Origin of the sequence: Rhizobium sp. BK512 (genome assembly GCF_014194915.1) — a bacterium.
GTDB lineage: Bacteria > Pseudomonadota > Alphaproteobacteria > Rhizobiales > Rhizobiaceae > Rhizobium.
In genome coordinates, this window is the sequence record NZ_JACIAS010000008.1 from 60,590 (window position 1) to 85,326 (window position 24,737).

At 60.0% G+C, this 24,737-nt stretch carries 21 protein-coding genes and 1 tRNA gene; 10 read left to right on the plus strand and 12 right to left on the minus strand.

All coding sequences use genetic code 11. From position 1 onward, the window contains the following. Window positions 1-2: 2 nt before the first annotated feature. The gene (locus FHX06_RS26055; RefSeq protein ID WP_112544807.1) at window positions 3-341 is read right to left on the minus strand and encodes a hypothetical protein; all 339 of its coding nucleotides are present in this window, start codon (window positions 339-341) and stop codon (window positions 3-5) included. 369 nt (window positions 342-710) lie between these two features. Between FHX06_RS26055 and FHX06_RS26060 the strand changes: the two genes are divergently transcribed. After that, entirely contained in the window at window positions 711-1,151 is a 441-nt protein-coding gene (locus tag FHX06_RS26060; RefSeq protein ID WP_112967931.1) for a glyoxalase superfamily protein, read from the plus strand. A 37-nt stretch (window positions 1,152-1,188) separates the two neighbouring features. After that, complete coding sequence (locus tag FHX06_RS26065) at window positions 1,189-2,556, plus strand: MATE family efflux transporter (RefSeq protein WP_183881344.1); 1,368 nt, start codon at window positions 1,189-1,191, stop codon at window positions 2,554-2,556. A gap of 54 nt (window positions 2,557-2,610) precedes the next feature. On the opposite strand, the gene FHX06_RS26070 is transcribed toward FHX06_RS26065, so the two are convergent. The 8 genes from FHX06_RS26070 to FHX06_RS26105 all read right to left on the minus strand — a co-directional run bounded on the left by FHX06_RS26070 (window position 2,611) and on the right by FHX06_RS26105 (window position 10,810). Continuing rightward, window positions 2,611-2,775 carry a hypothetical protein gene (locus FHX06_RS26070; protein WP_183881346.1) on the minus strand — a complete coding sequence of 55 codons (165 nt, stop codon included), beginning with the start codon at window positions 2,773-2,775 and terminating at the stop codon, window positions 2,611-2,613. 85 nt (window positions 2,776-2,860) lie between these two features. Next, window positions 2,861-3,694 (minus strand): helix-turn-helix transcriptional regulator, encoded by an 834-nt coding sequence (locus FHX06_RS26075; protein ID WP_183881348.1) that lies wholly within the window; start codon window positions 3,692-3,694, stop codon window positions 2,861-2,863. A gap of 50 nt (window positions 3,695-3,744) precedes the next feature. Then, window positions 3,745-3,990 (minus strand): DUF1127 domain-containing protein, encoded by a 246-nt coding sequence (locus FHX06_RS26080; protein ID WP_183881351.1) that lies wholly within the window; start codon window positions 3,988-3,990, stop codon window positions 3,745-3,747. 91 nt (window positions 3,991-4,081) lie between these two features. Continuing rightward, window positions 4,082-4,879 (minus strand): 5-deoxy-glucuronate isomerase, encoded by a 798-nt coding sequence (iolB, locus tag FHX06_RS26085; RefSeq protein WP_112544761.1) that lies wholly within the window; start codon window positions 4,877-4,879, stop codon window positions 4,082-4,084. Between the two features lie 170 nt (window positions 4,880-5,049). Next, on the minus strand, window positions 5,050-5,967 hold the full coding sequence (iolE, locus tag FHX06_RS26090; protein WP_183881353.1) for a myo-inosose-2 dehydratase: 918 nt from the start codon (window positions 5,965-5,967) through the stop codon (window positions 5,050-5,052). Window positions 5,968-6,033: 66 nt separating this feature from the next. After that, entirely contained in the window at window positions 6,034-7,884 is a 1,851-nt protein-coding gene (gene iolD, locus FHX06_RS26095; RefSeq protein WP_183881356.1) for a 3D-(3,5/4)-trihydroxycyclohexane-1,2-dione acylhydrolase (decyclizing), read from the minus strand. A 25-nt stretch (window positions 7,885-7,909) separates the two neighbouring features. Then, window positions 7,910-9,844 (minus strand): bifunctional 5-dehydro-2-deoxygluconokinase/5-dehydro-2-deoxyphosphogluconate aldolase, encoded by a 1,935-nt coding sequence (gene iolC, locus FHX06_RS26100; RefSeq protein WP_183881358.1) that lies wholly within the window; start codon window positions 9,842-9,844, stop codon window positions 7,910-7,912. A 93-nt stretch (window positions 9,845-9,937) separates the two neighbouring features. Beyond that, window positions 9,938-10,810, minus strand: a complete 873-nt coding sequence (locus FHX06_RS26105) for a MurR/RpiR family transcriptional regulator (protein WP_112967940.1) — start codon at window positions 10,808-10,810, stop codon at window positions 9,938-9,940. 208 nt (window positions 10,811-11,018) lie between these two features. Here FHX06_RS26105 and FHX06_RS26110 point away from each other — a divergent pair, with 208 nt between their 5' ends. From FHX06_RS26110 to FHX06_RS26125, 4 genes are all read left to right on the plus strand, one after another. Next, the gene (locus tag FHX06_RS26110; protein WP_183881360.1) at window positions 11,019-12,134 is read left to right on the plus strand and encodes a Gfo/Idh/MocA family protein; all 1,116 of its coding nucleotides are present in this window, start codon (window positions 11,019-11,021) and stop codon (window positions 12,132-12,134) included. A gap of 85 nt (window positions 12,135-12,219) precedes the next feature. Then, the gene (locus FHX06_RS26115) at window positions 12,220-13,437 is read left to right on the plus strand and encodes an NAD(P)/FAD-dependent oxidoreductase (RefSeq protein WP_112967942.1); all 1,218 of its coding nucleotides are present in this window, start codon (window positions 12,220-12,222) and stop codon (window positions 13,435-13,437) included. 141 nt (window positions 13,438-13,578) lie between these two features. Next, window positions 13,579-13,668, plus strand: a tRNA-Ser gene (locus tag FHX06_RS26120). Between the two features lie 1,202 nt (window positions 13,669-14,870). Then, window positions 14,871-15,914, plus strand: a complete 1,044-nt coding sequence (locus FHX06_RS26125; protein WP_112967967.1) for a porin — start codon at window positions 14,871-14,873, stop codon at window positions 15,912-15,914. 129 nt (window positions 15,915-16,043) lie between these two features. Here FHX06_RS26125 and FHX06_RS26130 read toward each other — a convergent pair whose 3' ends face one another. Together FHX06_RS26130 and FHX06_RS26135 are read right to left on the minus strand one after the other, a co-directional pair. Beyond that, on the minus strand, window positions 16,044-16,937 hold the full coding sequence (locus FHX06_RS26130; RefSeq protein WP_183881362.1) for an alpha/beta fold hydrolase: 894 nt from the start codon (window positions 16,935-16,937) through the stop codon (window positions 16,044-16,046). Between the two features lie 63 nt (window positions 16,938-17,000). Then, window positions 17,001-19,079 carry a lytic transglycosylase domain-containing protein gene (locus FHX06_RS26135; protein ID WP_183881364.1) on the minus strand — a complete coding sequence of 693 codons (2,079 nt, stop codon included), beginning with the start codon at window positions 19,077-19,079 and terminating at the stop codon, window positions 17,001-17,003. Between the two features lie 216 nt (window positions 19,080-19,295). Here FHX06_RS26135 and dapA point away from each other — a divergent pair, with 216 nt between their 5' ends. Both dapA and smpB read left to right on the plus strand, forming a co-directional pair. Next, the gene (gene dapA, locus FHX06_RS26140; RefSeq protein WP_183881366.1) at window positions 19,296-20,180 is read left to right on the plus strand and encodes a 4-hydroxy-tetrahydrodipicolinate synthase; all 885 of its coding nucleotides are present in this window, start codon (window positions 19,296-19,298) and stop codon (window positions 20,178-20,180) included. Between the two features lie 101 nt (window positions 20,181-20,281). Then, window positions 20,282-20,761 (plus strand): SsrA-binding protein SmpB, encoded by a 480-nt coding sequence (gene smpB, locus FHX06_RS26145; protein WP_018115602.1) that lies wholly within the window; start codon window positions 20,282-20,284, stop codon window positions 20,759-20,761. A 139-nt stretch (window positions 20,762-20,900) separates the two neighbouring features. Here smpB and FHX06_RS26150 read toward each other — a convergent pair whose 3' ends face one another. Next, window positions 20,901-21,482, minus strand: coding sequence for an NYN domain-containing protein (locus FHX06_RS26150; protein ID WP_007820126.1), 582 nt, complete (start codon window positions 21,480-21,482; stop codon window positions 20,901-20,903). A gap of 297 nt (window positions 21,483-21,779) precedes the next feature. On the opposite strand from FHX06_RS26150, the gene rpoZ reads away from it, so the two are divergent. Both rpoZ and FHX06_RS26160 read left to right on the plus strand, forming a co-directional pair. Beyond that, the gene (rpoZ, locus tag FHX06_RS26155; RefSeq protein ID WP_018115601.1) at window positions 21,780-22,184 is read left to right on the plus strand and encodes a DNA-directed RNA polymerase subunit omega; all 405 of its coding nucleotides are present in this window, start codon (window positions 21,780-21,782) and stop codon (window positions 22,182-22,184) included. Window positions 22,185-22,343: 159 nt separating this feature from the next. Then, window positions 22,344-24,578 (plus strand): RelA/SpoT family protein, encoded by a 2,235-nt coding sequence (locus tag FHX06_RS26160; protein ID WP_113208474.1) that lies wholly within the window; start codon window positions 22,344-22,346, stop codon window positions 24,576-24,578. Window positions 24,579-24,737: the final 159 nt, after the last annotated feature.

The window sequence follows — 24,737 nt, forward strand, 5'->3', positions numbered from 1 at the left end:
AATCAGAGGCTGGTTTCGAAGCTCAACCGCAGCACGTGATGCAGGAATTCGGGGTTCAGCAGCATGTTGAAGCTGATGGTCACGAATTCGTCTTCGCGCTTGACCACGGTCGCTCCGATCTCGTCGTGGATGCCGAGGATTTCAAGGAAGAAATTCTGCGGCATTTCCAGGCTGGGGCTGACTTCCAGCAGCGCGCCGGCTAGCGTGATGGTGCGGATCAGGCAGCGCACTTGCGTGCCGGTGCTGAGGTGATGGCCGACGAAGATGATATTGCCGGGCCGATCGAGGTTGAATTCTCTGTAAGCCTGTTCGGGCTTGGGATGTTCTGTGTCGAGGTGCATCTGAAAGGCCATGTCAGCCTCCGCTTGTTGTACGATCTGACTTTAACGCAGGATTGCTCACATCTGCTGAACAATATCTTTAAAATTGAAAGCTTGTGCAAAATCTAACGGCATAACGCTTTTATCGTCGGCAATATTGTTCAGAATCTGCCCATTTTTTCGCCAAGCCTGTGCCGATCTTGACTTGGCATCCGTCGTCGCGCATAGAGAAGCCGGTTCGAGGCACCGGCCGCTCGCGGATGAAGATCCATGGTGAAGCCCTCGCGATCATGGTCACAGCCACTGTGCATGCTGACTGACGGCAATGCGAGCCCCCCTGACAGTCGAATGGCATGCCTTTGAAAGGCTGACTCCATGACTCGTACCACCATGACTATGGCCTATCCGCCGGTTGATGAACTGAAGGCCCAGGCAAAGCGCCTGCGTCAGGCCATGACCGAACGCGGCAGCGAGATCACCCACGCCGCCGCTCTCGAGTTGATCGCCCGCCAATATGGCGTCCGCGACTGGAACACGCTCTCCGCCCTTGCTGCCAAGCCCAATGACAAGCCTGCGTCGCCGATCTTCGTCGGCGCGCATATTCGCGGGCGTTACCTGAACCAGCCTTTCACCGGCAAGGTTCTCGCATTGTCGGCTGTCCCGGGCAGCGACTTCTACAGGATCACCATCCATTTCGATGAGCCTGTCGACGTCGTGACCTTCGAGAGCTTCTCGGCCTTCCGCCAGCGCGTCCATGCCCAGATAGACGAGAATGGCGTCTCGCCGCGCAAGACCTCGAACGGTCTGCCGCATCTCGTCCTCGATATCTGACAGCCTGATCGTTGCCCGCAACACCCGGATTCCGTCCATGACTTCAAATTCGCAAACGAATGCATTCCTGACCGGCTCGCTGCCTTCGGTCTTTGCCCGCACGGCGCTGCCAATCATCCTGATCACCACCATCAACGGCCTCTTTGCCGTGGTGGACGCCTATTTCCTTGGCGCCTATGTCGGGGCCGGTGCGCTTTCCGCCGTCACCCTTATCTTTCCCGGCCTAATGATGCTGGTGGCCCTGCAGTCGCTCGTCTCGAACGGGATGGCGAGCATCCTTGCCCGTGAACTCGGCGCCGGCAATCGCGATGCCGCCCGCCGCACCTTTGCGGTCGCCCATGTGCTGGCAATCGCCGTCGTGCTTGTCATCAACGCGATCTACTGGACCGTCGGCTGGCGCATCGTCGACAATGCCGCCGCAGGCGATCTCGCCGTTGGCGATAATGCCCGCGCCTTCATCGGCATCATGGTCGGTGCGGCACCCGTCGCCTTCTTCCTGTCGCTGAATATCGATGCCCTGCGCAGCGAAGGCCGGATCGGCTTCATGACCATGGTGATGCTTGCCGCCACGGCACTCAACATCGTCGCCAACTGGTTCTTCATGGCGATCCTGCAATGGGGGGTGGCCGGCTCGGCACTGGGCTCGGTGCTGGCGCAGGCGATCTGCCTTGTTGCCGTGCTGATCTATCGTTGGCGCGATGCGCGCGCGCTTCGTCCGGCATCCCGCTTTCCGCTTGCGGACTGGCGGCCGATCCTGGCACTTGGCGCGCCGATGAGCCTCGGCTTCATCGGCATCTCGCTCTGCTCCGCAGCCGTCATCTTCAACCTGTCGATCTGGGGCGAGGGCGATTATGTCGCGACTGTTGGCGCCTACGGCATCATCACCCGTGTCATGACGGTGGCTTACCTGCCGCTACTCGGCCTCAACATCGCCTTCCAGACGATTTGCGGCAATAATTATGGGGCAGGCCTGTCCGAGCGCGTCGGCCGCAGCCTGCAGATCGCGCTGGTCGCAGCTCTCGTCTACTGCGCCGGCGTCGAGATAACGGTCGAACTATTGGCAAGCCGCCTTGGCCATGTCTTCGTGGCCGACCCAGTCGTCATCGCCGAGGTCTCACGCATCCTGCCCTGGACGGTCGGCGCCTATTTCCTGTTCGGCCAGATGATCGTCCTGTCAGGCTATTTCCAGGCGATAGGCGATGCCAAGCGCGCGGCGATCTTCGGCCTGTCGCGCGCCTATCTCTTCACTCTGCCGCTGACTTTCCTGCTGCCGCATGCCTTTGGGGAGATGGGTATCTGGATGGTGCCGGTCTTTGCCGAAGCCTGCATGTTCCTGCTGGCCTTTGCCGTCCTTTCGCGCAATGCAAGGCGGCTCGGCTGGCGGTACGGTTTGCTGCCTGCTTGAGGGCAGAGCATGGAATAACGAAGAAGGCCGCGCCTTTTTGGGCGCGGCCTTGTTTCAATCCTTCGCGGTTGCAGGTGCGGATGCGGTGGCAGCCTCCGCTTCCCCGAGCGCCTGGGCGCATTCCTCGCAGCAGACCTCGACGGTCTTTCCGCCAAGCTTGACGCTGATGGCATCAGCTCCGAGTTCGCAGTCGCAGGCAGCGCAAGTGGTCTTCTTCATCTGTCATCCTCCGTTGGGTTCCCGTCAGGGGCGGGATCATAAGACCACTGGTGGCCCTTCATCGCTGTCAAATTCTTTAGCGATTTCAGGCCCGCAGTCGGGTGGCACGCTGGAACTCTGCCGGCGTCTGGCCATAGGCCTGGCGGAAGGATGCGGTGAAATGGCTGTGGCTGGAAAAGCCGAGATCGAGGCCGAGCGCTGTCAGGTCCTCATACTCGCCGAGAAGATCGAGTGCGCGGGCAAGGCGAAGCCGAAGCTGGTAGCGATAGAGCGGGGTTGCCTCCACCTGCTGGAAGACCTGGGTCAGATAGACAGGCGAAACGCCCACTTCCGTTCCGATCTCGGCAAGTGTCCAGCGCCGCGCGAGATCGGAGGAGAGCACGAGCTTTGCCCGGTCGACAAGCTTCTGCCTTCCGGCACTCGCACCCGCTGCATGTGAGGTGCGCTCGCCGAGCGAACGGCGCACGAGAGTGAGCGCCAGCGTTTCCGCTTCCAGCGTCTCGGCAACACCCAGGCGCAGCCCATGGCGAAGAAGCGCGACAAGCGCCTGCGCGCGCGGATCGATGCGCCGGCGCTGGCGCTTGAAACCGAACAGCTCGCCGGCCTGCACCTGATCCCTGGGCGCGAGTTCGGCCAAAAGGGATTCGTCGATTGAAAGATCGATGCAGGCATCGCCGCCCTCGACGGGATGGCTGATGCGATAGCCTTGGCCGGCGTTGAAGAACAGCATCTGGTTGGCTTCCGCCACCGTGTCGGTGCGCCCGACATGACGCATGAAGACGCCGCGATAGGGATAGACGAGGCTCGTCTTGTGGGCGCATTCCTCATCGCTCTTGTGACGGCATTCGCCATTGCAGACAATGTCGCGGATCGCGACAGTCTTCGTCTTCAAGAGCAATGCGGTCGAAAATTGCGACATCGGTCTTTCCGGATTTTTGCGCGGCGAGTGCTGCCCGCCGCGTCAGCCTATCACAATCCCTTGTTGTTCCAGTAGTGGCTTGAGATATGCACGTCGCTTTCGATCTGGCCGCGAGAAAGACCGATATCCTTGAGCTGATCGTCGGACAGCTCCATGACGGCGCTGCGACTGCGCCGTTCGGCGAGCTTGCGTCCTATCAACCGAAAGCCCGTAACGAGACTTGCAAGAAGCCGGGACTGTCTGGTTTCCGTCCGGCGGGTAGTCTCGGCATAAATTGTAAGGCTAGAGCCGCGCATGGTGTTCCTCCATCCATTGCGTTTGAATGGGAGGATTGAACCATCTGCGCGGCTCGCCCGCTGTCAGATTATTTAGCGATCTGCGGCCGGATCAGGCTTTCAGCAGCCATTCGTGTTCCGGCGCATTGTAGAACTTCCAGACACGCTTCGGCCCCGCCATGACATTGAGATAATAGAGGTCGTAGCCATGCGTCGCCGCGCACGGGTGATAGCCCTTCGGCACCAGCGTCACGTCGCCGTCTTCGATGGCCATCGCCTCATCGAGCGAGCGGTCGTCCGTATAGACGCGCTGGAAGCCGAAACCCTGCGGCGGATTGAGGCGGTGGTAATAGGTCTCTTCCAGCATGCTTTCATGCGGAAGATTGTCCTGGTCATGCTTGTGCGGCGGATAGGACGAGGTGTGCCCGCCGGGCGTGATGACCTCGACGACGAGCAGCGAGTGCGCCGAGCTATCGTCTTCGGGCATGATATTGTTGACGTATCGCACATTCGTGCCCTTGCCGCGGGTCAGCGGCGGGTGCGTGCCGGGCGGAATGGCTTTGGCCTCATAGGTGCCGCCGCCGGGGGCGGAGCAGACGGCAAGCTCCAGATCCGTCTCGGCCGTCACCGACCATGTCGATTCCATTGGAATATAGAGAGCATGCGGCGCGCCGTCGAAAGGGCTCATGCGCTCGCCGAGCGTACCGAAATCCCTGGTGCCGGCCGAAGCCTTGCCCTTGCCGCTCACCCAGACGAGGCAAACTTCGCGTTCTCCTGTCTCTCCCGATGCCGTCTCGCCCGGCTTCAAGCGATACATGTCGAAGCCGACATAGGTCCAGCCGGCGCTTTCGGGCGTCACATGCGTGACGCGGCCGGTCTTGCCTGACGGTTTTACCTTGAGGTTTGGCATTGGTGTTTCTCCTCCTGAATTGGTGGGTGCGGCCCCCTCATCCGGCTGCCGCCACCTTCTCCCCGCTGGGGAGAAGGCATATGCCGCGCCCGCCTCTTTTCCCTTCTCCCCCAGGGGAGAAGGTGCCCGAAGGGCGGATGAGGGGGTTCCGGGCTCCAGCAGTTTTGTAGTTACCCTTTCGGGAAACCTTCGGTCTCCACCGTATAACCAGCCGCCGTCATGACACGCATCAATTCGGCATGACCGATCTCCGCCATCTTCTGGGGCGGTGCCTTACGCGGGTCCTGTTCGGCCTCGACCACGAACCAGCCTTCATAACCGTAGCCCGCAAACCGCTTGACGATGGCGCCAAAATCGAGCGAGCCGTCGCCCGGCACGGTGAAAGCGCCGAGCGCTACTGCGTCAAGGAAGGACTGCTTGCTGCGATCCAGCCCATCGACAACGGCCTTGCGGATATCCTTCACATGCACATGGCTGATGCGGGCATGGTGATTGTCGATCGCGCGCAGCACGTCGCCGCCGGCAAAGGCCAGATGCCCGGCATCGAGCAGTAGCGGAATGCCGGCGCCCGAATTCTTCATGAAGGCATCGAGTTCCGGCTCGGTCTCGACGACAGCCGCCATGTGATGATGATAGGAAAGCGGCATTCCCTGATCTGCGCACCATTCGCCGAATTCGGTGACGCGGCGCGCATAGGCCTTCATCTCGTCATCGCCAAGCCGCGGCTTGGTGGCGAGTGGCTTGGAGCGGTCGCCCTGGATCGAGCGGCCGACTTCGCCATAGACGATGCAGGGCGCATTGACCGCCTTGAAAAGTTCGATCATCGGCGCGATGCGATCCTTGTTGGCCGCAAGCTCCTCGTTGACAAGCGTGCCGGAGAACCAACCGCCGCAGAGCGTCACGTCGGCAGCACGCAGAATGGGCAGCATCTCCTGAGGATTGCTCGGGAAGCGGCGGCCCTGCTCCATGCCGGTAAAGCCGGCAGTGCGGGACTGGCGCAGGCATTCTTCAAGGGACACGTCGTCGCTGAGTTCAGGAAGGTCGTCGTTCCACCATGCGATGGGCGACATGCCGAGTTTGGCCTTCATCGATAGTCTCCTTAAATAGAGTGCGGAGGAGCGCTGCCGCTCCTCCGGAAAATGATAGCAATTGGATCAGCCGACGCGCTGGGCGGCGCGTGCCTTGACATAGGCCTCATGCGCCTTGTTGACCTCGCCGCGCGGGCTGACTTCCGGTACCGCGACATCCCACCAGTGACCACCGGCATCCGTCGTGATCAACGGGTCGGTATCGATGACGAAGACCGAAGTGCGATCGTTCTTCTTCGAATCGGCGATCGCCTGTTCCAGTTCGGCGATGGAGGAAACCTTCACTGCAATCGCGCCCATCGCTTCCGCATGCGCGCGGAAATCGATCTCGGGCATCACCTCATGATAGGAGTCCTTCAACAGGTTGTTGAAGTTGGCGCCACCGGTTGCCATCTGCAGGCGGTTGATGCAGCCATAGCCTCTATTGTCGAGCAGCACGATATTCAGCTTGAGGCCGAGCATGACCGAAGTGGCGAGTTCGGAGTTCAGCATCATGTAGGAGCCGTCGCCGACCATGACGACGACGTCCTTTTCCGGGTGCGCCATCTTGGCGCCGAGGCCGCCGGCGATCTCATAGCCCATGCAGGAGAAGCCGTATTCCATGTGGTAGCTGCCGGGAACAGTGGCCGGCCACAGCTTGTGCAACTCGCCCGGCAGGCCGCCCGCCGCACATAGCAGTGTCGTCTTCTCGCCGCCGATGGAACGAACCACGGCACCGATGACCTGCGCGTCGGAGGGCAGGGCGGCATTGGTGGTGCCCATGGCCTTGGCGGCAGCCTCCATCCAGACGTACTTTTCCTTCGTTGCCTTCTCGGCAAGCGCTGCTGGCGCTTTCCAGCCGGAAAGGCCTGACGAAAGTGCCTTCAGTCCCTCGCGCGCGTCGGCGACAAGCGGATGGCTGTCATGCTTCAGCGCGTCATAGGCAGCGATATTAAGGTTGAGCAGCTTCAGGCCTTCGTTCTTGAAGAGCGCCCAGGAACCGGTCGTGAAATCCTGGCAGCGCGTGCCGACGGCAATCACCAGGTCGGTTTCCTCGGCAATCGCATTGGCAGCCGACGTGCCGGTCACGCCGACGGAACCGAGCGCGAGCGGATGACGCTCATCGATCGCCGATTTGCCTGCCTGGGTGACGACGACGGGGACGCCATGCGCTTCCGCGAAAGCCGCAAGCTCCCTGGTTGCCTGAGAATAGAGAACGCCGCCGCCGGCAACGATGACGGGCTTCTGCGAGGCCTTGATCAGCGCAATGGCATTGGCAAGCTCATCGGCATCCGGCTGCGGACGGCGCACCGTCCAGACTTTCTCTTCGAACAGGCTTTCCGGATAGTCGAAGGCTTCCGCCTGAACGTCCTGGCAGAGCGACAGCGTCACGGGGCCGCAATCGAGCGGATCGGTGAGAACCTGCATGGCGCGCTTCAGCGCCGTGATGATCTGTTCCGGACGGGTGATACGGTCGAAATAGCGCGAGACCGGGCGGAATGCATCATTGGCCGAGACCGTGCCGTCGCCGAAATCCTCGATCTGCTGCAGCACCGGATCGGGCGCGCGATTGGCGAAGATATCGCCGGGCAGGAAGAGCACCGGGATGCGGTTGACATGCGCCACGCCTGCAGCCGTCACCATGTTCAGAGCACCGGGGCCGATCGAGGTCGTGCAGGCCATAAAACGCTGGCGGAAGCTCGCCTTGGCATAGGCGATAGCCGCGTGGGCCATGCCCTGTTCGTTATGCGCACGATAGGTAGGCAGTTCCTGGCGCACCTGGTAGAGCGCTTCGCCCATGCCGGCGACATTGCCGTGACCGAAGATCGCCCAGACGCCACCAAAGATCGGCACTTTCTTGCCGTCGATGATGGTCATCTGTACTTTAAGGAAATGTGCGACGGCCTGCGCCATCGTCAATCTTACCGTCTTGCCCATCGGGCGCCTCCCAAATTCACTCTACTTAATTGAGGCCGCGTGTTTTCAGCCAGGCCTCTGTCAATTGCTTGAAGCGACCGGCCATATCGGCAATCGCTTCCTCGTCGCTGAGCTTGCCCGAAAGCCAGCCGCGCGCCGCATCGGCAAAGATCGTGCGGCCAACCGCAAAGCCCTTGACCGAGGGTGCAGCCAGCGTCGCCTCGAAACCCTTCACCAGTTCGTCGGCGGGAGCTTCTAGCCCCAAAAGCACGATACCGCGGCACCATGGATCATTTTTGGCAATGACGGCATCGATCTTTTTCCAGGCGCCGGTTGAGGCCTGTGGCTCAAGCTTCCACCAGTCCGGCTTGATGCCGAGCGCGTAGAGCTCTTCCAGCGCCGTCGACACCGTATCGTCGGTCAGCGGCCCGTTCTTGCTGGAGATGATCTCCACCAGCAGCTCGCGGCCGACCTTGCGTGCGGCTTCAAAGAGCGTGCGCAGTTTTTCCTGCTGTTCCTTCTTCAACTCCGTCGGATCGTCGGGATGGTAGAAACACAGGCACTTGATGCAATGGTCGAGCGGCCATTCTACCAGCTGCGATCCGATATCCTGGCTGAATTCGAAACGCAGCGGCTTGGAGCCCGGAAGCTCGACCGGCCGGCCGATCCAGGTGAAATCCTTCTTGGCCGCGTCGAAGAAGGCGTCGCGGCCGAAGCGCTCGTCGATCAGCATGCCGTAGCCGGTCCGGCCGTCAGCAACGCGGGAAGCAGCTTCTACCGCCAGCCGCTTGAAGGCGACGATCTGCTTATAATCGATGCTAAGCTCGTCGCAGACAGCCGTTAGCTGCGAACGATGGTCGATGGCGAGCGCCATCAGAAGCGGGATGTCGCCCTTGCGGGTCGAGGCCCAATGGATGTGGTTGATCGCTTCGTCCTTGCGCAGCGCGCGGTGTTTGCTGCCGTTCTTCAGGAAGAAGTCGAGCTCCGCCCAGGTCGGATATTCCGGCGAGCAGAGCAGGCGGGAAACGGCAAAGGCGCCGCAGGCATTCGCCCAGGTGGCGCAGGTCTTCAGCGGTTCATCCTTCAGCCAGCCGCGCAGCAGGCCGGACATGAACGCATCGCCCGCGCCAAGCACGTTGAACACCTCGATCGGGAAGCCATCGCCGACAATGCCGTCTTCCAGATTGTCGCTGATCGGGCCGTCATAGACGATGCAGCCCATGGCCCCGCGCTTCAGGACGATGGTCGCAGGCGAAAGGCGGCGAATTTCCTTCAATGCACCGAGAACGTCATCCGCACCCGATGCAATCAGGATCTCTTCTTCCGTTCCGACGATCAAGTCGCAATCCGGCAGCGTCTCCTTCATCTTCGAGGAGACGCGGTCCGACTTCACATAACGCTCGAAGCCCTCGGCATGGCCGGCAAGGCCCCAGAGGTTCGGCCGGTAATCGATATCGAAAATCACCTTTCTGCCATTCGCCTTGGCAAGCCGGATCGCCTTGCGTTGCGCGGCCTCCGTATTCGGCCGGGAGAAATGCGTGCCCGAGACGAGCACTGCGCGCGAGGACTTGATGAAATCCTCGTCAATATCGCCTTCGTCGAGTGCCATATCGGCGCAATCGGAACGATAGAAGATCATCGGCGAGACGCCCTCGGCCTCTACCGCTAGCAGCACAAGTGCCGTCAGCCGATCCTTGTCGGTCTTGATGCCTTTCGTCTCGACGCCCTCGCGCGCCGACTGCTCGATGATGAAGCGCCCCATCTGCTCGTCGCCGACGCGGGTGATCAATGCCGATTTCAGCCCGAGCCGCGCCGTGCCGATCGCGATATTGGCCGGGCAGCCGCCGACGGATTTCGCAAAGGAACCGATATCTTCCAGCCGCGAACCGATTTGCTGACCGTAAAGGTCGACGGACGAGCGGCCGATGGTGATCACGTCGAGTGTCGGCTCCGGCTGTGAGCCCGGATTCGATTGTGCCATGATGTCCTCCCGCTAGATTTTTACGCGGCCTGGACCGTCCGCGAATTTTGAATAATGAAACATTGGTTCCGTCTGTTTGTCAATTCGGAATGTTTATTCCATTTTGGTCTTCACGGGTTTTGCGTGCTGTAATTTGCGCCGCCGCTCTGCAATGGCAACCGGCAGCGCCATGGTGAGCGCCATGGAGGCCGACAATGAACGGAAGCCGGCGAAATCGGCCTCGGCTATTTCGAACCAGTGCGTCGCGCAGGCAGCCAGCGGCGAGAAGGCCGAATCGGTGATCGCAATCACCGGCACGCCGCGATCGGCAAGCTCCTGGCTCTGGATGAGGCTGTCGGCGGCATAGGGCGAAAAGCTCGCCGCAATCGCCGCATCGCGCGGCGTGGCGAATTGCACCATCTCCGGATCGACGCCGTTTGGCGAGGCGACGATCTGATGGCGGATGTTCAGTTTGGAAAAGGCGTAGGTCATGTGTGCCGTCAGCGGATAGGAGCGCCGCTTGGCAATCAGGTAGATGGTCTCCGCCGCCGCCAGGATATCGACGGCCTTCGCAAACGTGTCCGTCTGCACGGTCGCCGCAAGCCGGTTCACAGACTGGCTGGCAGCCGAAATGAAGCCGGTCAGCAGCGTCGCATCCTCGTCATCCCCGCCGGACTGTTCCAGCGTGACGAGGCGTTCCTCATAGCTCAGCGTCCGGTCACGCAGCCGCTCGCGAAAAATGCTCTGGAGATCGGAAAAGCCCTCATAGCCGAGGTGATGGGCGAGGCGTACCAGCGTGGAGGGCTGGACTTCCGATGCTGCGGCAATACTGGCAGTCGTGCCGAAGGCGATTTCATCAGGATTACCGAGCGCAAAGGCGGCCACCTGCGCCAGCCGCTTCGGCATGTTCGCCTTCCGCTCGATGATCGTACTGCGCAGGCTTTCGAAATCGCGCGGCACGCGCGCTCTTTGGGGGTCACTATCCATGCTGACGGCTCAGAAGATGAAACAAATATTCCATATTTCGGAGCATAAACGATTTCGACGAAGGCGCCTAATTGTTTTTAATAGTCTGAAAATCAAAGGTTTTAGACAATTTTGAGAAGATCGGCATGAAAAGATGGATCAGCACCTGCTTGTCAAAATGATCCAAATATTCCAAAAATTCCCACGGAGTTGAGGAGGAGACCCTGACATGAAGCCACTCGGCATAGGTTTGATCGGCACCGGTTATATGGGCAAGTGCCACGCACTCGCATGGAATGCGGTGAAAACGGTCTTCGGCGATGTCGAGCGCCCGCGTCTCGTGCATCTTGCCGAAGCCAATGCCGAGCTGGCAAGCACCCGCGCCGGGGAGTTCGGCTTCGAGAAGGCGACGGCCGACTGGCGGGCGCTGATTGCGGATCCTGATGTGGACGTCGTCTCCGTCACCACACCCAATCAGTTCCATGCCGAAATGGCGATCGCCGCCCTCGAGGCCGGCAAGCACGTCTGGTGTGAAAAGCCGATGGCGCCCGCCTATGCCGATGCCGAGCGCATGTTTCAGGTGTCCAGACAATCCGGCAAGGTCGCAGTGCTCGGCTACAATTATATCCAGAACCCGATCATGCGGCATATCAAGGCGCTGATAGGTGAGGGCGCGATCGGCTCCGTCAATCACATCCGCGTCGAAATGGACGAGGATTTCATGGCCGATCCTGATGTCCTGTTCTATTGGAAGAGCGAGCTTTCTGCCGGTTACGGCGCACTCGACGATTTCGCCGTCCATCCGTTGTCGCTGCTCTGGTATCTCTTCGGCCATGTCGAAGCTGTCACCTCGGATATGGTCAAACCCTATGCCGATCGCCCGGTATCGGGCGGCGGTCGCCGCGCGGTCGAGAATCATGATGCGGCCAATGTGCTGATGCGCCTCGGCGGCGGCATCTCGGCCGTGCTGATGGCAAATCGTGCCGCCTGGGGCCGCAAGGGCCGTATAGCGCTGCAGATCTATGGCTCGAAGGGTTCCATTCTCTATGATCAAGAGCGCATGAACGAATTCGAGCTCTATCAGGCCAAAGGACGAGGCTCGGAGCAGGGCTTCCGCAAGATACTGGCGGCACCCGCCCATCAGCCGTATGATCGCTTCATCCCGGCGCCCGGTCACGGTCTCGGCTTCAACGATCTGAAGATTATCGAATGCCGGGAACTGATCCGGGCGATTTCCGGGGAGCCGGCGTCTATCGTGACATTCGAAGACGGTCTCAGGATAGAGAAGTCGGTTCATGCCATGGCACAGTCCTTCCATGAGCGCCGCTGGATCGAGATCGGCTGAAGCAAGCCTTCGCTTCCGTTGACGGCGTTTGGGGCAGGGGATAGGCCTTGTCCCTGTTGAATGGCTGATATTCGGGAGTGGTATCGTGACGGACAGACTGGTGATCATCGGCGCGGGGCAGGCAGGCTTCGCATTGGCAGCCAAGCTGCGTGCGCTGAAGGACGAGCGTCCGATTACGCTGATTGGCGCCGAAGACGTGCTTCCTTACCAGCGCCCTCCTTTGTCGAAGAAGTATCTGCTCGGCGAGATGGCCTTCGACCGTCTGCTGTTCCGTCCCGAGCATTGGTATCCCGATAATAATGTCGAGATCCGCCTTTCAACCTGGGCCGAGCAGATCAAGCGCGAGACCAAACAAGTCCTTCTGCAGGACGGCTCCATTCTCGATTATGGCACCCTCGCGCTTGTGACCGGCTCCACACCCCGCCGCCTGCCTGCCGCGATCGGCGGCGATCTGGAAGGGGTCTACGTCGCTCGCGACAAGCGCGACGCCGACCTGCTTGCCGGCGAAATGCGGCCCGGCCGCCGTGTGCTCATCATTGGCGGCGGCTATATCGGTCTCGAGGCGGCGGCCGTCGCCCGCCATCTCGGCCTGGAAGTGACCGTCATCGAAATGGCCGACCGGATCCTGCAGCGTGTCGCTGCCAGTGAAACCGCCGATATCATGCGTGCGATCCATAAGAGCCATGATGTGACGATTCGCGAAAAGACCGGCTTGAAGCACCTGATCGGCCGGGACGGCCGCGTGACGGGCGCCGAGCTTTCAGACGGCGCCATCATCGAAGTGGACTTCGTGATCGTCGGCATCGGCGTCGTGCCGAACGACCTTCTGGCGAAGGAGGCCGGGCTCGAAGTCGGCAATGGAATCATTGTCGACGAATTTGCCCGCACATCCGACCCGTCGATCTATGCGGCGGGCGATTGCGCCAGCCTGCCCTGGCAGGGCGGCCGTATTCGGCTTGAATCCGTGCAGAACGCCGTCGACCAGGCCGATGCCGCGGCCGCCGTCATCGCTGGCGGCAACGAACCCTACGACCCCAAGCCCTGGTTCTGGTCGGACCAGTATGACGTGAAGCTGCAGATCGCCGGCTTCAATATGGGCTACGACGACACGCTGCTGCGTCCAGGTTCCCGTGAAGGAGCAAGCTCCGTCTGGTATTTCCGCGAGGGCAAGCTGATCGCCGTTGATGCCATCAATGATGCCAAGGCCTATGTGACGGGCAAGAAGATGCTTGAATCCGGCATCAATCCTGACCGCGCAATCCTGGCCGATCCTGCGGCCGACCTGAAGCAACTCCTGGCATGAACGGATAGGGGTTTGATCGCCTCTGCGGCCGATTCAGTTTTGAACTGTCGTCGTCGCGTTTGCGATCTGCGCAAAGGGCGTGTGAAAAACTTCAAAAAAAGCTTGATCGTACCGGGGAATACCCATATCAGGGCTCCCACCGGAGAGGTGGCCGAGTGGTCGAAGGCGCTCCCCTGCTAAGGGAGTATACCAGGAATGGTATCGTGGGTTCGAATCCCATCTTCTCCGCCATCTATCTTCTTATCGATGAAGTCAGATGGATGGCAGCTGGTATCAAATCAGCCATAACATTCACCAAGACATGATTGTTGTTGGCTCATCGGCAGGGCAACGGCCGTTGAAGGCCGCGCCCGGCGATATGGCCGACAGGTGTCGCCGGCTAGAAATGAAAATACAAACTCACTCCTGACCGCGGACGGTAGCCATAATAGTCGCGGTAGCCGCCGTAATAACCCCGATCGTAGTACCGCGGGTACCTGTAGCCGTAGCGGGGATATCTGTAGCATCTGTCATAATATCCGCAGGAACGGTAGGCGTACCGGTGGTTCCAGTAGCGATCCGCGCGCCAGTGCCGATGGCCTCGATATCTGACCTGCTCGACATTGCCGATCTGCACTTGCTCTGCTCTCGGCATGAACATCGGAGCCGCGTTTAGCGGTGGGGCGAAAGATGCAGCCAGGACGACGGCTGCGAGTGCTGATGATAGCTTCCTCATCGACGTATCCTTCCAAGTTTTCAGCTTGAGCCTCCAGGCGTGAACCTCCGATGAACAGCTTCATCGATCGAATGGCCCGGTTTCACCGCCCATTCAGCCCCGTGTTGTATCGAGTGGCGATCCAGTCCACCTTCGTCCCTTCCGCCGTTTCCTCTGTTGCTAATGTCGCGGTCTTCGGCGAGCGTCTCCCCGTGTCTGTGTCAATTTTCTCTGTTCTGAATTCTCCCTGTCGTCTGCCTCGTTCCAGAATCGCGACGGTCGGCCGGCCGAATCGCGCATGAGAATCAATCGCCTCTCGTCGGCTAAAACTGAAATCGGTTTCGTTTCTCGCATCCGCGAGCTTTGCGCCGGTCGTCAGTCAATCATCGCAAAAAGCTGAATCTGGCGGGAAAATGGTGTCAATTTGGCACGATTGGTCTCCGCCGTACCTTATGAAACCCCAATAAACACCGGGAAAATAAGCGGTTTCTTAATAAAGCCTAAACAAACGACTGGCCCGTTGCCCAACTTGTGGCCTTTCAGCAACAGGGTTCCGGTAAGGCTTTCGTAAACCCCTCTTGAACACAAGTTGGTGATTGCGTGACAGCCGCCGTCTTGTATTTTCACCCTCGGAAGCAAGGGCCTGACCGCCCGACTTCTTCAAACACCCGGGGGTAGGGCAGGGAAACGCTGTAAGGCGTGATCTTACCTCCGAACGAAACTTGAATTGGAGGTCATTATGAACATCAAGAGCCTTCTTCTTGGCTCTGCTGCCGCTATGGCAGTAGTTTCCGGCGCTCAGGCTGCTGACGCTATCGTTGCAGCCGAGCCGGAACCGGTTGAATACGTTCGCGTCTGCGACGCTTACGGCACCGGCTACTTCTACATCCCGGGCACGGAAACCTGCCTGAAGATCAACGGTTACATCCGTTTCCAGGTTGACGTCGCTCCGAACGCAAGCTCGATCGGCGCTGGCGGCGGCGGTTCTGTTCCGAACGACTCGGATTGGGATGCTCGTACGCGTGGTCAGGTTCAGTTCACGGCTAAGAGCGATACCGAATACGGCCCGCTCACCGGCGTAATCGTTATCCAGGCCAATGCTGACAACGCTTCGGCTCAGAAGACGCAGCTTGACTCTGCTTACCTCGACATCGCCGGCTTCCGCGCTGGTCTGTTCTACTCCTGGTGGGACGATGGTCTCTCCGGCGAAACGGACGACATCGGCTCCCCGGTCACCCTGCACAACTCCATCCGTTATCAGTATGAAACCGGCGACTTCTACGCTGGTATCAGCGTTGACGAACTGGAAGACAGCCCGTTCTACGACGGTGAAACCCCGAACAACTGGGGTGTAGCAGTTGGCCTCGGTGGCAAGGCTGGTGCCTTCACCTACCAGGTCACGGCTGGTTACGACACCGACAACGAAGAAGGCGCTGTTCGCGCTATGGGTACCGTTGCAATCGGCCCGGGCACGCTCGGCCTCGCAGCAGTCTACTCGACCAACCCGAACGCCTACTACAACAAGTCCGAATGGGCAGTTGCTGCCGAGTACGCCCTCAAGGCTACCGACAAGCTGAAGCTGACCCCGGGCGTACAGTACTACGGCCACTACGGCATCGTCGGTGACGAATTCAACGACGACAACGATGCCTGGAAGGTTGGTCTGACGGTTGACTACCAGATCGTAGACAACTTCTCCGCTAAGGTTTCGGTTCAGTACCTCGATCCGGATGGTGCTGACGACGTAACCTCGGGCTACTTCCGCCTGCAGCGTGCATTCTAATCTGATCTGACTTCGGTCATTCAGGGAAGCCCGGCTCTTGAGCCGGGCTTTTTGCATTTCATGCCGGAAGACCGATCTGTGGTGCAGCCTGGAAATAGATGAACCCCGAGGGAAACGAGGTAAGCCGGATCAGCCGAATTTGCTGACAAACATCCTGATCGTGTGCGGAATATCGCCAAGATGCAGAAGCGGCGCATGACCTTGGCCCTTTGCGGTGATCTGCAGCATATCAGGATGCCGCTTCGCCATTTCATCCACCGTCCCCCGCGATAGCAGGCTCGAATTCTCTCCCCTGATGAGCAGCAGCGGTATGGCGCCCAGGTTCTCGAATTGCGGCCAGAGATCGGGCAGGGGATTGTTGAAATCCATTGTTTTCAACTGCTCGGCAATGGCCGGGTCGTAGTCGGCGACGGGTACGCCATTCTGCTGCCGATAGATGGCATGCGCCATGCCCTCCCAGTCGGTGAGACCGAGTGCCGGAAAAGCGCTTGAGTGATCCTCCCTGAGGACATCTGCCGCCTCACTCCAGCTTTGAGCTTTGCGATCACGGTTGAGATAATCCCGGATCGCCACCAGCCCGGCCGGCTCGATGACCGGGCCGATATCGTTCAAGATGACGCCTGTGAGCAGTTCCGGCTTTATTGCTGCCAGCAGATGCAGGATCAGTCCGCCGCGCGACGTGCCGATGAAGATGGCGCGGTCGACGCCGAGCGCAGCGCAGCCGGCAATCACATCGCCACATTCGACAGCGAGATTGTAGTTCGCCTTGTTGCCGTCCCGATCGGACAGGCCGCGTCCGCGATAGTCCAGGGCAACGACACGTCGCGGGGAGACCGTATCCCGCGACAGGATCAGTGCGAGTTCATGGAAATCGCGGCTGTTGCGGGTAAGACCTGGCAGGCAGACGATCGGCAGACGGTCAGGCTCTTTGTCCGCCACTTGGTAGCTGCGAGCATAAAGCCTCAGCCCATCGGTCGATCTATAGAATTTTTCCTCAAACCCGCTTGTGACGGCGTCGCTCATGACATCTCCATCCATCTGTCTGAACGAGATGTAGCTTGCTTTCGGCAGGTCTGCCAATGAGCCTCAAGTGGCGCTGCGGCCCCCGATGAGATCGCGCTCGATGTCAGGCGTCTGCCCAAGGCGCGCTTTGTAGACTTCATAATTCTCCATCACCCGCTGTACGTAGTTGCGCGTCTCGGGGAAGGGAATGCGCTCGATCCAGTCGACGATCTCGTCGACCGGCTTGCCGCGGGGATCGCCATAGCGGCCGATCCATTCCGGCACGCGCTTGGGTCCGGCATTATAGGCGATGAATGTCAGGATGTAGGAGCCGCCGAAGGCATCGATCTGCTCGCCGAGGTAATGCGCGCCAAGCGTTGCATTATAGCCGGCATCAGCCGTCAGCTTGTCCTTGGAATAGGTGATATTGTGCCGCTTGGCGACCGCCTGGGCCGTGCCCGGCAGCAGCTGCAGCAGGCCGCGCGCATTGGCGGCGGAGACGGCGGCTGGATTGAAGGCGCTTTCCTGGCGGGCGATCGCATAGGCAAGCGCCTTTCCCGAACCGGATATATTGGCGTTCGCCGGAATGACGCCGACGGGGAAGGCAAGCGCTGCGACATCGATGCCGCGCCCGTAGGCGATCTTGCCGATCTGCAGCGAGAGATGATGGTCGCCTGCTTGCTCGGCCTTGGCTGTCAGGATTGCCAGTTCACCAGGGCTTTGAATCTGGTCGGCAAGTGCCAGGTAGAGGGCTGCCGCACGCCAGCCGTGACCGGCCGATTCAAGCCGCCCGATCGCCTGCACCGCCTCGCGCTGCTGCAGGTTCTGCCGGTCTGCCGTTGTCGGCGAGGGATAGGTGACGTTGAGGGTTTTGCGCCCGAGCCGCTCGGCCGCCAGCTGTCCGTAGAAAGTGCCCGGAAAATTCGCGGCTTTGGCGAAAAATTCGCTGGCCTTGCCCGGCCCGCCGGCTTCCGCGGAGCGTCCGAGCCAATACCAGGCGCGGGAAACGGAAAGCGGGCCGTTCGAAACCTGCAGGATCTGGCGGAAATGCGTCTCGGCCGTCGTCGGGTCTTGCAGTCCGCGTAGCGCATACCAGCCGGCATGGAATTGAGCTTCGACGATATCCGTCGGCACCGTCGCGACGGAGGCGGAAACGATCTGGTAGGCGGCCTTGAACTGTCCCTGGTCGACGAGGCCACGGCTGATGATCCGCTGCTCGTTCCACCATTCACCGGAGTTCATCAGTTCGCTGCGGTCGCGCGGTATCTGCTGCAGGAGCTTGGCAGCGTCGAGATACTTGTCCTGCTTGCGCAGATATTCGATGCGCGCGAAGAGATAGCCCGGATCGCTGCGCCACTTGGCATCGACCGCGTTCAGCAGCGCGCCGGCGTTACCCGCACTGGCGTCGACGGCAGCCCAGGCCTTGTAGAGCGACTGCGCCTGGCCCATGTCGCCGAAGCGCTTGGCCTGTGCCACACGGCCGCGATACATAAGGTAGTCCATGCGCGTCTTGTGATCAGCGGCGGTCAGCAGGCCGGCAAATTCCGCGAGGATCGTGTCTTCGGTTGCCTTGTCGAGCACCTGACTGCGCCAGATCTTGCCGATATATTTCGTCGCCTGCGCAGATTTGCCGGTCGCCACCAGTGCACGCGACATGATCATCGCGCCCTGCGGCGTCTCCGGCGTGGTATCGCCGAAGGCGTTCAGCACGGCTGCAGGAGCCGGGTTTTCGTCATAAAGCGCGCGCTCGGAATTGCCGCGCAGACGCTCGAGGCCTGGCCAGCCCTTCAGCTCGTCGGAAGCGCTGGCGATCTCATAGGAGGGGACGCCCTTCAGGCCGGATGTCGCGATTGCCCAGGTCAGGATGTGGCGATCGAGCGTTCCTGCCGCCATGGTGTTGCGGATGGCGAGTGCCTGTTGCGGATCCTTGTTGGAGAGCGCATCCAGACCTGCCTTAAGATCGCTGTTGACTGGCGCGATGGCTGCAGTGCGCGGAATGGAGCCGGTGGTGATTGCCTCGGGGAAAGACGCCGTCTCCGGCACGAATCCAAGCGGCTTGACGGCAGGCACGGGGGCGCTTTCGCCGGGGAGCTGCGATGCAGCGCTGCCCCAGGCCGCAGCCACCAGGCCGAAGGCGGACAGGATCAGAACGGCTCTCTTCATCCGGATGACTCGCAACGAAAACATGCCCCTCAATTTGGCTGGAGGCATCTTAACGAAACCTTACCGCATCGGGTAAAATTCATTCACATTTGCTATCGGAATTTGCCCTAAACCGACCTATGCGCGCTTGTCGCGGCCTTTTTGCCGCTCTATGGTGCGCAACTCTTATTCATGGAATGCGGCTGAAGCAAGGATATCGGCCGTGAGGAGCTTTGCATGTTCAATGGGTCCATCCCCGCGCTCGTAACCCCCTTCACCGATGCCGGCCTGATCGACGAAGACAGCTTCGCCGCTCATGTTGCCTGGCAGATCGGGGAAGGCAGCAAAGGTCTCGTTCCGGTCGGTACGACCGGCGAGTCGCCGACGCTGTCGCATGCCGAGCACAAACGGGTGGTGGAGCTCTGCATCGAAGTTGCGGCCAAGCGCGTGCCTGTCATGGCCGGCGCTGGCTCGAACAATACAAGGGAAGCGATCGAGCTTGCGCAGCATGCGCAAAAGGTCGGCGCCGACGCCGTTCTGGTCGTCACGCCCTATTACAACAAGCCGACACAGAAGGGCCTGATCGCCCATTATTCCGCCATCGCCGAAGCCGTCGATCTGCCGATCTATATCTACAACATCCCCGGCCGTTCGGTCATCGACATGACGCCGGAGACGATGGGCGCGCTTGCGAAAGCCCACAAGAATATCGTCGGCGTCAAGGATGCGACCGGCAAGATCGAGCGGGTCTCCGAACAGCGCATCACCTGCGGCAAGGAGTTCCAGCAGCTTTCGGGTGAAGATGCGACGGCGCTCGGCTTCAACGCCCATGGCGGCGTCGGCTGCATCTCGGTCACGGCCAACATTGCGCCGCGCCTCTGCGCGGAATTCCAGGCTGCCACGGCTGAAGGCAATTACGCCAAGGCCCTGGAACTGCAGGACCGGCTGATGCCGCTGCACAGGGCGGTCTTCATGGAGCCTGGCGTCTGTGGCGCGAAATACGGCCTGTCGAAGCTCGGTCGTATGAGCCGCGCGGTCCGCTCGCCGCTGATGTCCTCGCTGGAGCCTTCGACGGAAGCGGCAATCGACGCCGCGATGCGTCATGCTGGCTTGCTCAACTGAGGCTGCACGGCCCTGCGTCTTCACAAAGCCGGGCCGTCCCCTTACATAGATGACAGGAAATGAGGGCGCGGCATTCGCGCCCCTCGGATGGAATTATCGTCATGGCCCCCAAAGGCAGCCAGCGTATCGTGAAGAAGGTCGTCGCGGAAAACCGCAAGGCCCGCTTCAACTACGAAATCATCGATACCTATGAGGCGGGCTTGGTGCTGATGGGCACCGAGGTCAAGTCATTGCGCGAAGGCAAGGCCAATATCGCCGAATCCTACGCTTCGGATGAGGATGGCGAGATCTGGCTGATCAATTCCTATCTGCCGGAATATCTGCAGGCGAACCGCTTCAACCACGAGCCGCGTCGCCGCCGCAAGCTGCTCTTGTCCGGGCGTGAGATCAACCGTTTGCGCGCTGGCATCAACCGCGAAGGCATGACGCTGATCCCGATGAAGATCTATTTCAACGATCAGGGCCGCGCCAAGCTCGAGCTGGCGCTCGCGAAGGGCAAGAAGCTGCATGACAAGCGCGAATCCGAGAAGGAGCGCGATTGGAACAGGCAGAAGAGCCGTCTGTTGAAAGGCAACGGCTGACCATTTGCCTGCAGCGTCAGGCTATTCGCGAATGAAGGCTTGAAGCATGTCGCGCAAAGCGTGCAGCGATTTCGAACTAGCGACATGCAAGAACGCACGACTAAAGCGTGGCAAGTGAATCCTGGAGTCGCGACGCGCCCTAGTCTTCGAAATCGCTGGCTGGCGCCACTTCGGCAGGACGCGGAGGACGTTCGGAAGGATCCCGGCCGATCTCTGCTTTCAGCGACAGGAGATCGATGAAGTGATCGGCCTGGCGGCGCAGGTCGTCGGCGATCATCGGCGGTTGGGTGGACATGGTCGAAATGACCGAAACCTTGCGTCCCTTGCGTTGCAGCGCTTCGACCAGATTGGTGAAATCGCCGTCGCCGGAGAAGATGACGAGATGGTCGACCGTTTCGGACTGTTCCATGGCATCGATTGCGAGCTCGATATCCATATTGCCCTTGATCTTGCGACGCCCCATGGAGTCGGTAAACTCCTTGGCGGGCTTCGTTACGACCTTGTAGCCATTATAATCAAGCCAGTCGATGAGTGGACGGATCGAGGAATATTCCTGGTCTTCGATAAGCGCGGTATAGTAGTAAGCGCGCAGCAGATATCCGCGTTTCTGAAATGCTTTCAAGAGCTTGCGGTAGTCGATGTCAAAGCCGAGACTCTTGGATGCAGCGTAGAGGTTGGCGCCGTCAATGAATAGTGCAATTTTTTCGCGTGGGTCAAACATCGCTTACCGATCCAAAGAGAGTAATCGAAATCCATAAGCCACTTAGCCCAATAAAAACAGTGGCTTGTGGATGTGGCGTCGAGCTGTTCCGTACTTTATGAATTATTCATATATGAAAGATTTAGGGCACGATTCGCGATATTCCAAGCAACCCTCGGTGGAAATGTCACATTGTGCATGGAAATTTAGACCCGCCGCGGATAAAGGCGAGGGGACCCTAACGAAAAACTTGAATTTGTCCGGTTTTAATTGTATCGGGCGTTTTAATCCTGAAAAGACGACCGCAAAGGACAGGCAATGGCCCGTGTCACAGTAGAAGATTGCATTGACAAGGTGGAGAACCGCTTCGAGCTGGTTCTGCTCGCCAGCCACCGCGCCCGGCTGATTTCCCAGGGTGCGTCGATCACCATCGATCGTGACAACGACAAGAACCCGGTTGTGGCTCTGCGCGAAATCGCTGATGAGACCCTGTCGCCGGACGATCTGAAGGAAGACCTGATCCACTCCCTGCAGAAGCATGTGGAAGTGGACGAGCCCGAGCCCGATCCGGCAAGCCTGATTGCAGCCGGCGCTACTGCCACTGCAGACAGCGAAGAGCAGGACGATCTGCCGGAAACGATCACCTTCGACCAGATGTCGGAAGAAGAGCTTCTGGCCGGTATCGAAGGTCTCGTCCCGCCGGAAAAGAGCGACGACTACTAAGCGCATCTCCGGCTTTTGAAGGGCCGGGGCTTCCCGCGCGGCAAAAGATCGACGATTACCAATCATCAATCTTGCGCCTGTAAGGCTTAGGCATAATATTGCCCTTGTGTGCGCCAGTCTGCGATTGGCGCCCTTTTATTTTATTGGAGTGGCTTTGGAATGATGCGGCAGTACGAGCTCGTGGAGCGGGTTCAGAAATACAAGCCCGATGCCAACGAAGCTCTGCTGAACAAAGCCTATGTCTACGCCATGCAGAAGCATGGGCAGCAGAAGCGGGCGAGCGGCGACCCTTACATCTCGCACCCGCTCGAAGTGGCCGCTATCCTGACCGATATGCATCTCGACGAATCGACGATTGCAGTCGCCCTCCTGCATGACACGATCGAGGATACCACGGCCACCCGCGCCGAGATCGACGAACTCTTCGGCGAGGATATCGGCCGCCTGGTCGAGGGTCTGACGAAGATCAAGAAGCTCGACCTCGTCACCAAGAAGGCCAAGCAGGCGGAAAATCTGCGTAAGCTGCTGCTTGCCATTTCCGATGACGTGCGCGTGCTGCTGGTCAAGCTCGCCGATCGTCTCCACAATATGCGCACCCTCGACCACATGTCGCAGGAAAAGCGCGCGCGCATTTCCGAAGAGACGATGGAAATCTATGCGCCGCTTGCCGGCCGGATGGGCATGCAGGACATGCGCGAGGAGCTGGAGGAACTCTCCTTCCGGCACATGAACCCGGAAGCCTACGAGACCGTCACCAAGCGCCTCGAAGAACTGTCGAAGCGCAACGAGGGCCTGGTCAAGAAGATCGAGGCCGAACTGCGCGATCTGCTGATCGCGAGCGGCTTGACGAGTGCCTATGTCAAGGGCCGGCAGAAGAAGCCTTACTCCGTCTTCCGCAAGATGCAGTCGAAGTCGCTTTCCTTCGAGCAGCTTTCCGATGTCTATGGTTTCCGCATCATCGTCGAGGATATCCCGTCCTGCTATCGCGCGCTCGGCATCGTGCATACGCGCTGGCGCGTCGTGCCCGGCCGCTTCAAGGATTATATCTCGACACCGAAGCAGAACGACTACCGCTCGCTGCACACCACCATCGTCGGCCCGTCGATGCAGCGCATCGAGCTGCAGATCCGCACCAAGCGCATGCATGAGATCGCCGAATTCGGCATTGCCGCCCATACGCTCTATAAGGACGGCGCCACGAATGCGGATGGCGACATCCTGTCGCGCGAAAGCAATGCCTACTCCTGGTTGCGGCACACGATCGAGGCGCTGGCCGAAGGCGACAGCCCGGAGGAGTTCCTCGAGCACACCAAGCTCGAGCTGTTTCAGGATCAGGTCTTCTGTTTCACGCCGAAGGGCAAGCTGATTGCCCTGCCGCGCGGCGCGACGCCGATCGATTTCGCATATGCCGTCCATACCAATATCGGCGATACGACCGTCGGTGCCAAGATCAACGGACGTATCATGCCGCTTGTAACCCGCCTCAACAATGGCGACGAAGTGGAGATCATCCGTTCCGGCGTGCAGGTGCCGCCGGCCGCCTGGGAAGAGATCGTCGTCACCGGCAAGGCGCGGGCCGCCATCCGCCGCGCGACACGCATGGCGATCCGCAAGCAATATGCCGGTCTCGGTCACCGCATCCTGGAGCGTACCTTCGATCGTGCCGGCAAGATCTTCTCGCGCGAAGCCATGAAGCCTGCGCTGCACCGCCTCGGCCAGAAGGATGTGGAGGATGCGATAGCAGCTGTCGGTCGCGGCGAAATGTCCTCGCTCGACGTCCTGCGCGCCGTCTACCCCGATCACCAGGACGAGCGCGTCACGGTCAAGCCCGCCGGTGACGAAGGCTGGTTCAACGTCAGAAGCGCCTCGGGCATGATTTTCAAGATCCCCGGCAAGAGCAAGGCGGATCTCGACGGCGAGCGCGCTTCCACCGAGAGCGATCCCGATATCGTGCCGATCCGCGGTCTCTCCGGCAATGTCGACGTCAAGTTCTCGCCGACGGGTGCCGTGCCCGGCGATCGCATTGTCGGCATCATGGAAAAGAACAAGGGCATCACCATCTATCCCATCCAGTCGCCATCGCTGCAGCGTTTCGATGATCAGCCGGACCGCTGGATCGACGTGCGCTGGGATCTCGACGAGGCCAATAAATCCCGCTTCATGGCCCGCATCATGGTCAACGCGCTGAATGAGCCCGGCACGCTCGCCAAGGTGGCGCAGACGGTGGCAAGCCTGGATGTCAATATTCGAATGCTGAACACGGTGCGTGTGGCCGCCGACTTCACCGAAATGGTGTTGGAAGTGGAGGTCTGGGATCTGCGTCAGCTCAACCAGCTTCTCGCTCAGCTCAAGGACCTGGAATGCATCGCGACGGTCAGGCGTCTCTACGAGTAGGATTTTCTTAAAGTCTTGCCGATCGCGAAATTGCGCTTTGCATATTTTGTGATCATTTAATGGTCGAATTGGCATATTGAAAAGGCAAGACATGCAATTGGCGCATGGCTGTGCTCAGGTTACAGCGGTGGTAATTAACCGTTGCCGCGACTATCTTCA

Excerpts from the sequence above, each read along its gene's own strand:
- FHX06_RS26055 (WP_112544807.1), bottom strand. The coding sequence starts at position 341 with ATGCACCTCGACACAGAACATCCCAAGCCCGAACAGGCTTACAGAGAA.
- FHX06_RS26060 (WP_112967931.1), top strand. The coding sequence starts at position 711 with ATGACTATGGCCTATCCGCCGGTTGATGAACTGAAGGCCCAGGCAAAG.
- FHX06_RS26065 (WP_183881344.1), top strand. The coding sequence starts at position 1,189 with ATGACTTCAAATTCGCAAACGAATGCATTCCTGACCGGCTCGCTGCCT.
- FHX06_RS26070 (WP_183881346.1), bottom strand. The coding sequence starts at position 2,775 with ATGAAGAAGACCACTTGCGCTGCCTGCGACTGCGAACTCGGAGCTGAT.
- FHX06_RS26075 (WP_183881348.1), bottom strand. The coding sequence starts at position 3,694 with ATGTCGCAATTTTCGACCGCATTGCTCTTGAAGACGAAGACTGTCGCG.
- FHX06_RS26080 (WP_183881351.1), bottom strand. The coding sequence starts at position 3,990 with ATGCGCGGCTCTAGCCTTACAATTTATGCCGAGACTACCCGCCGGACG.
- iolB (WP_112544761.1), bottom strand. The coding sequence starts at position 4,879 with ATGCCAAACCTCAAGGTAAAACCGTCAGGCAAGACCGGCCGCGTCACG.
- iolE (WP_183881353.1), bottom strand. The coding sequence starts at position 5,967 with ATGAAGGCCAAACTCGGCATGTCGCCCATCGCATGGTGGAACGACGAC.
- iolD (WP_183881356.1), bottom strand. The coding sequence starts at position 7,884 with ATGGGCAAGACGGTAAGATTGACGATGGCGCAGGCCGTCGCACATTTC.
- iolC (WP_183881358.1), bottom strand. The coding sequence starts at position 9,844 with ATGGCACAATCGAATCCGGGCTCACAGCCGGAGCCGACACTCGACGTG.
- FHX06_RS26105 (WP_112967940.1), bottom strand. The coding sequence starts at position 10,810 with ATGGATAGTGACCCCCAAAGAGCGCGCGTGCCGCGCGATTTCGAAAGC.
- FHX06_RS26110 (WP_183881360.1), top strand. The coding sequence starts at position 11,019 with ATGAAGCCACTCGGCATAGGTTTGATCGGCACCGGTTATATGGGCAAG.
- FHX06_RS26125 (WP_112967967.1), top strand. The coding sequence starts at position 14,871 with ATGAACATCAAGAGCCTTCTTCTTGGCTCTGCTGCCGCTATGGCAGTA.
- FHX06_RS26130 (WP_183881362.1), bottom strand. The coding sequence starts at position 16,937 with ATGAGCGACGCCGTCACAAGCGGGTTTGAGGAAAAATTCTATAGATCG.
- FHX06_RS26135 (WP_183881364.1), bottom strand. The coding sequence starts at position 19,079 with ATGAAGAGAGCCGTTCTGATCCTGTCCGCCTTCGGCCTGGTGGCTGCG.
- dapA (WP_183881366.1), top strand. The coding sequence starts at position 19,296 with ATGTTCAATGGGTCCATCCCCGCGCTCGTAACCCCCTTCACCGATGCC.
- smpB (WP_018115602.1), top strand. The coding sequence starts at position 20,282 with ATGGCCCCCAAAGGCAGCCAGCGTATCGTGAAGAAGGTCGTCGCGGAA.
- FHX06_RS26150 (WP_007820126.1), bottom strand. The coding sequence starts at position 21,482 with ATGTTTGACCCACGCGAAAAAATTGCACTATTCATTGACGGCGCCAAC.
- rpoZ (WP_018115601.1), top strand. The coding sequence starts at position 21,780 with ATGGCCCGTGTCACAGTAGAAGATTGCATTGACAAGGTGGAGAACCGC.
- FHX06_RS26160 (WP_113208474.1), top strand. The coding sequence starts at position 22,344 with ATGATGCGGCAGTACGAGCTCGTGGAGCGGGTTCAGAAATACAAGCCC.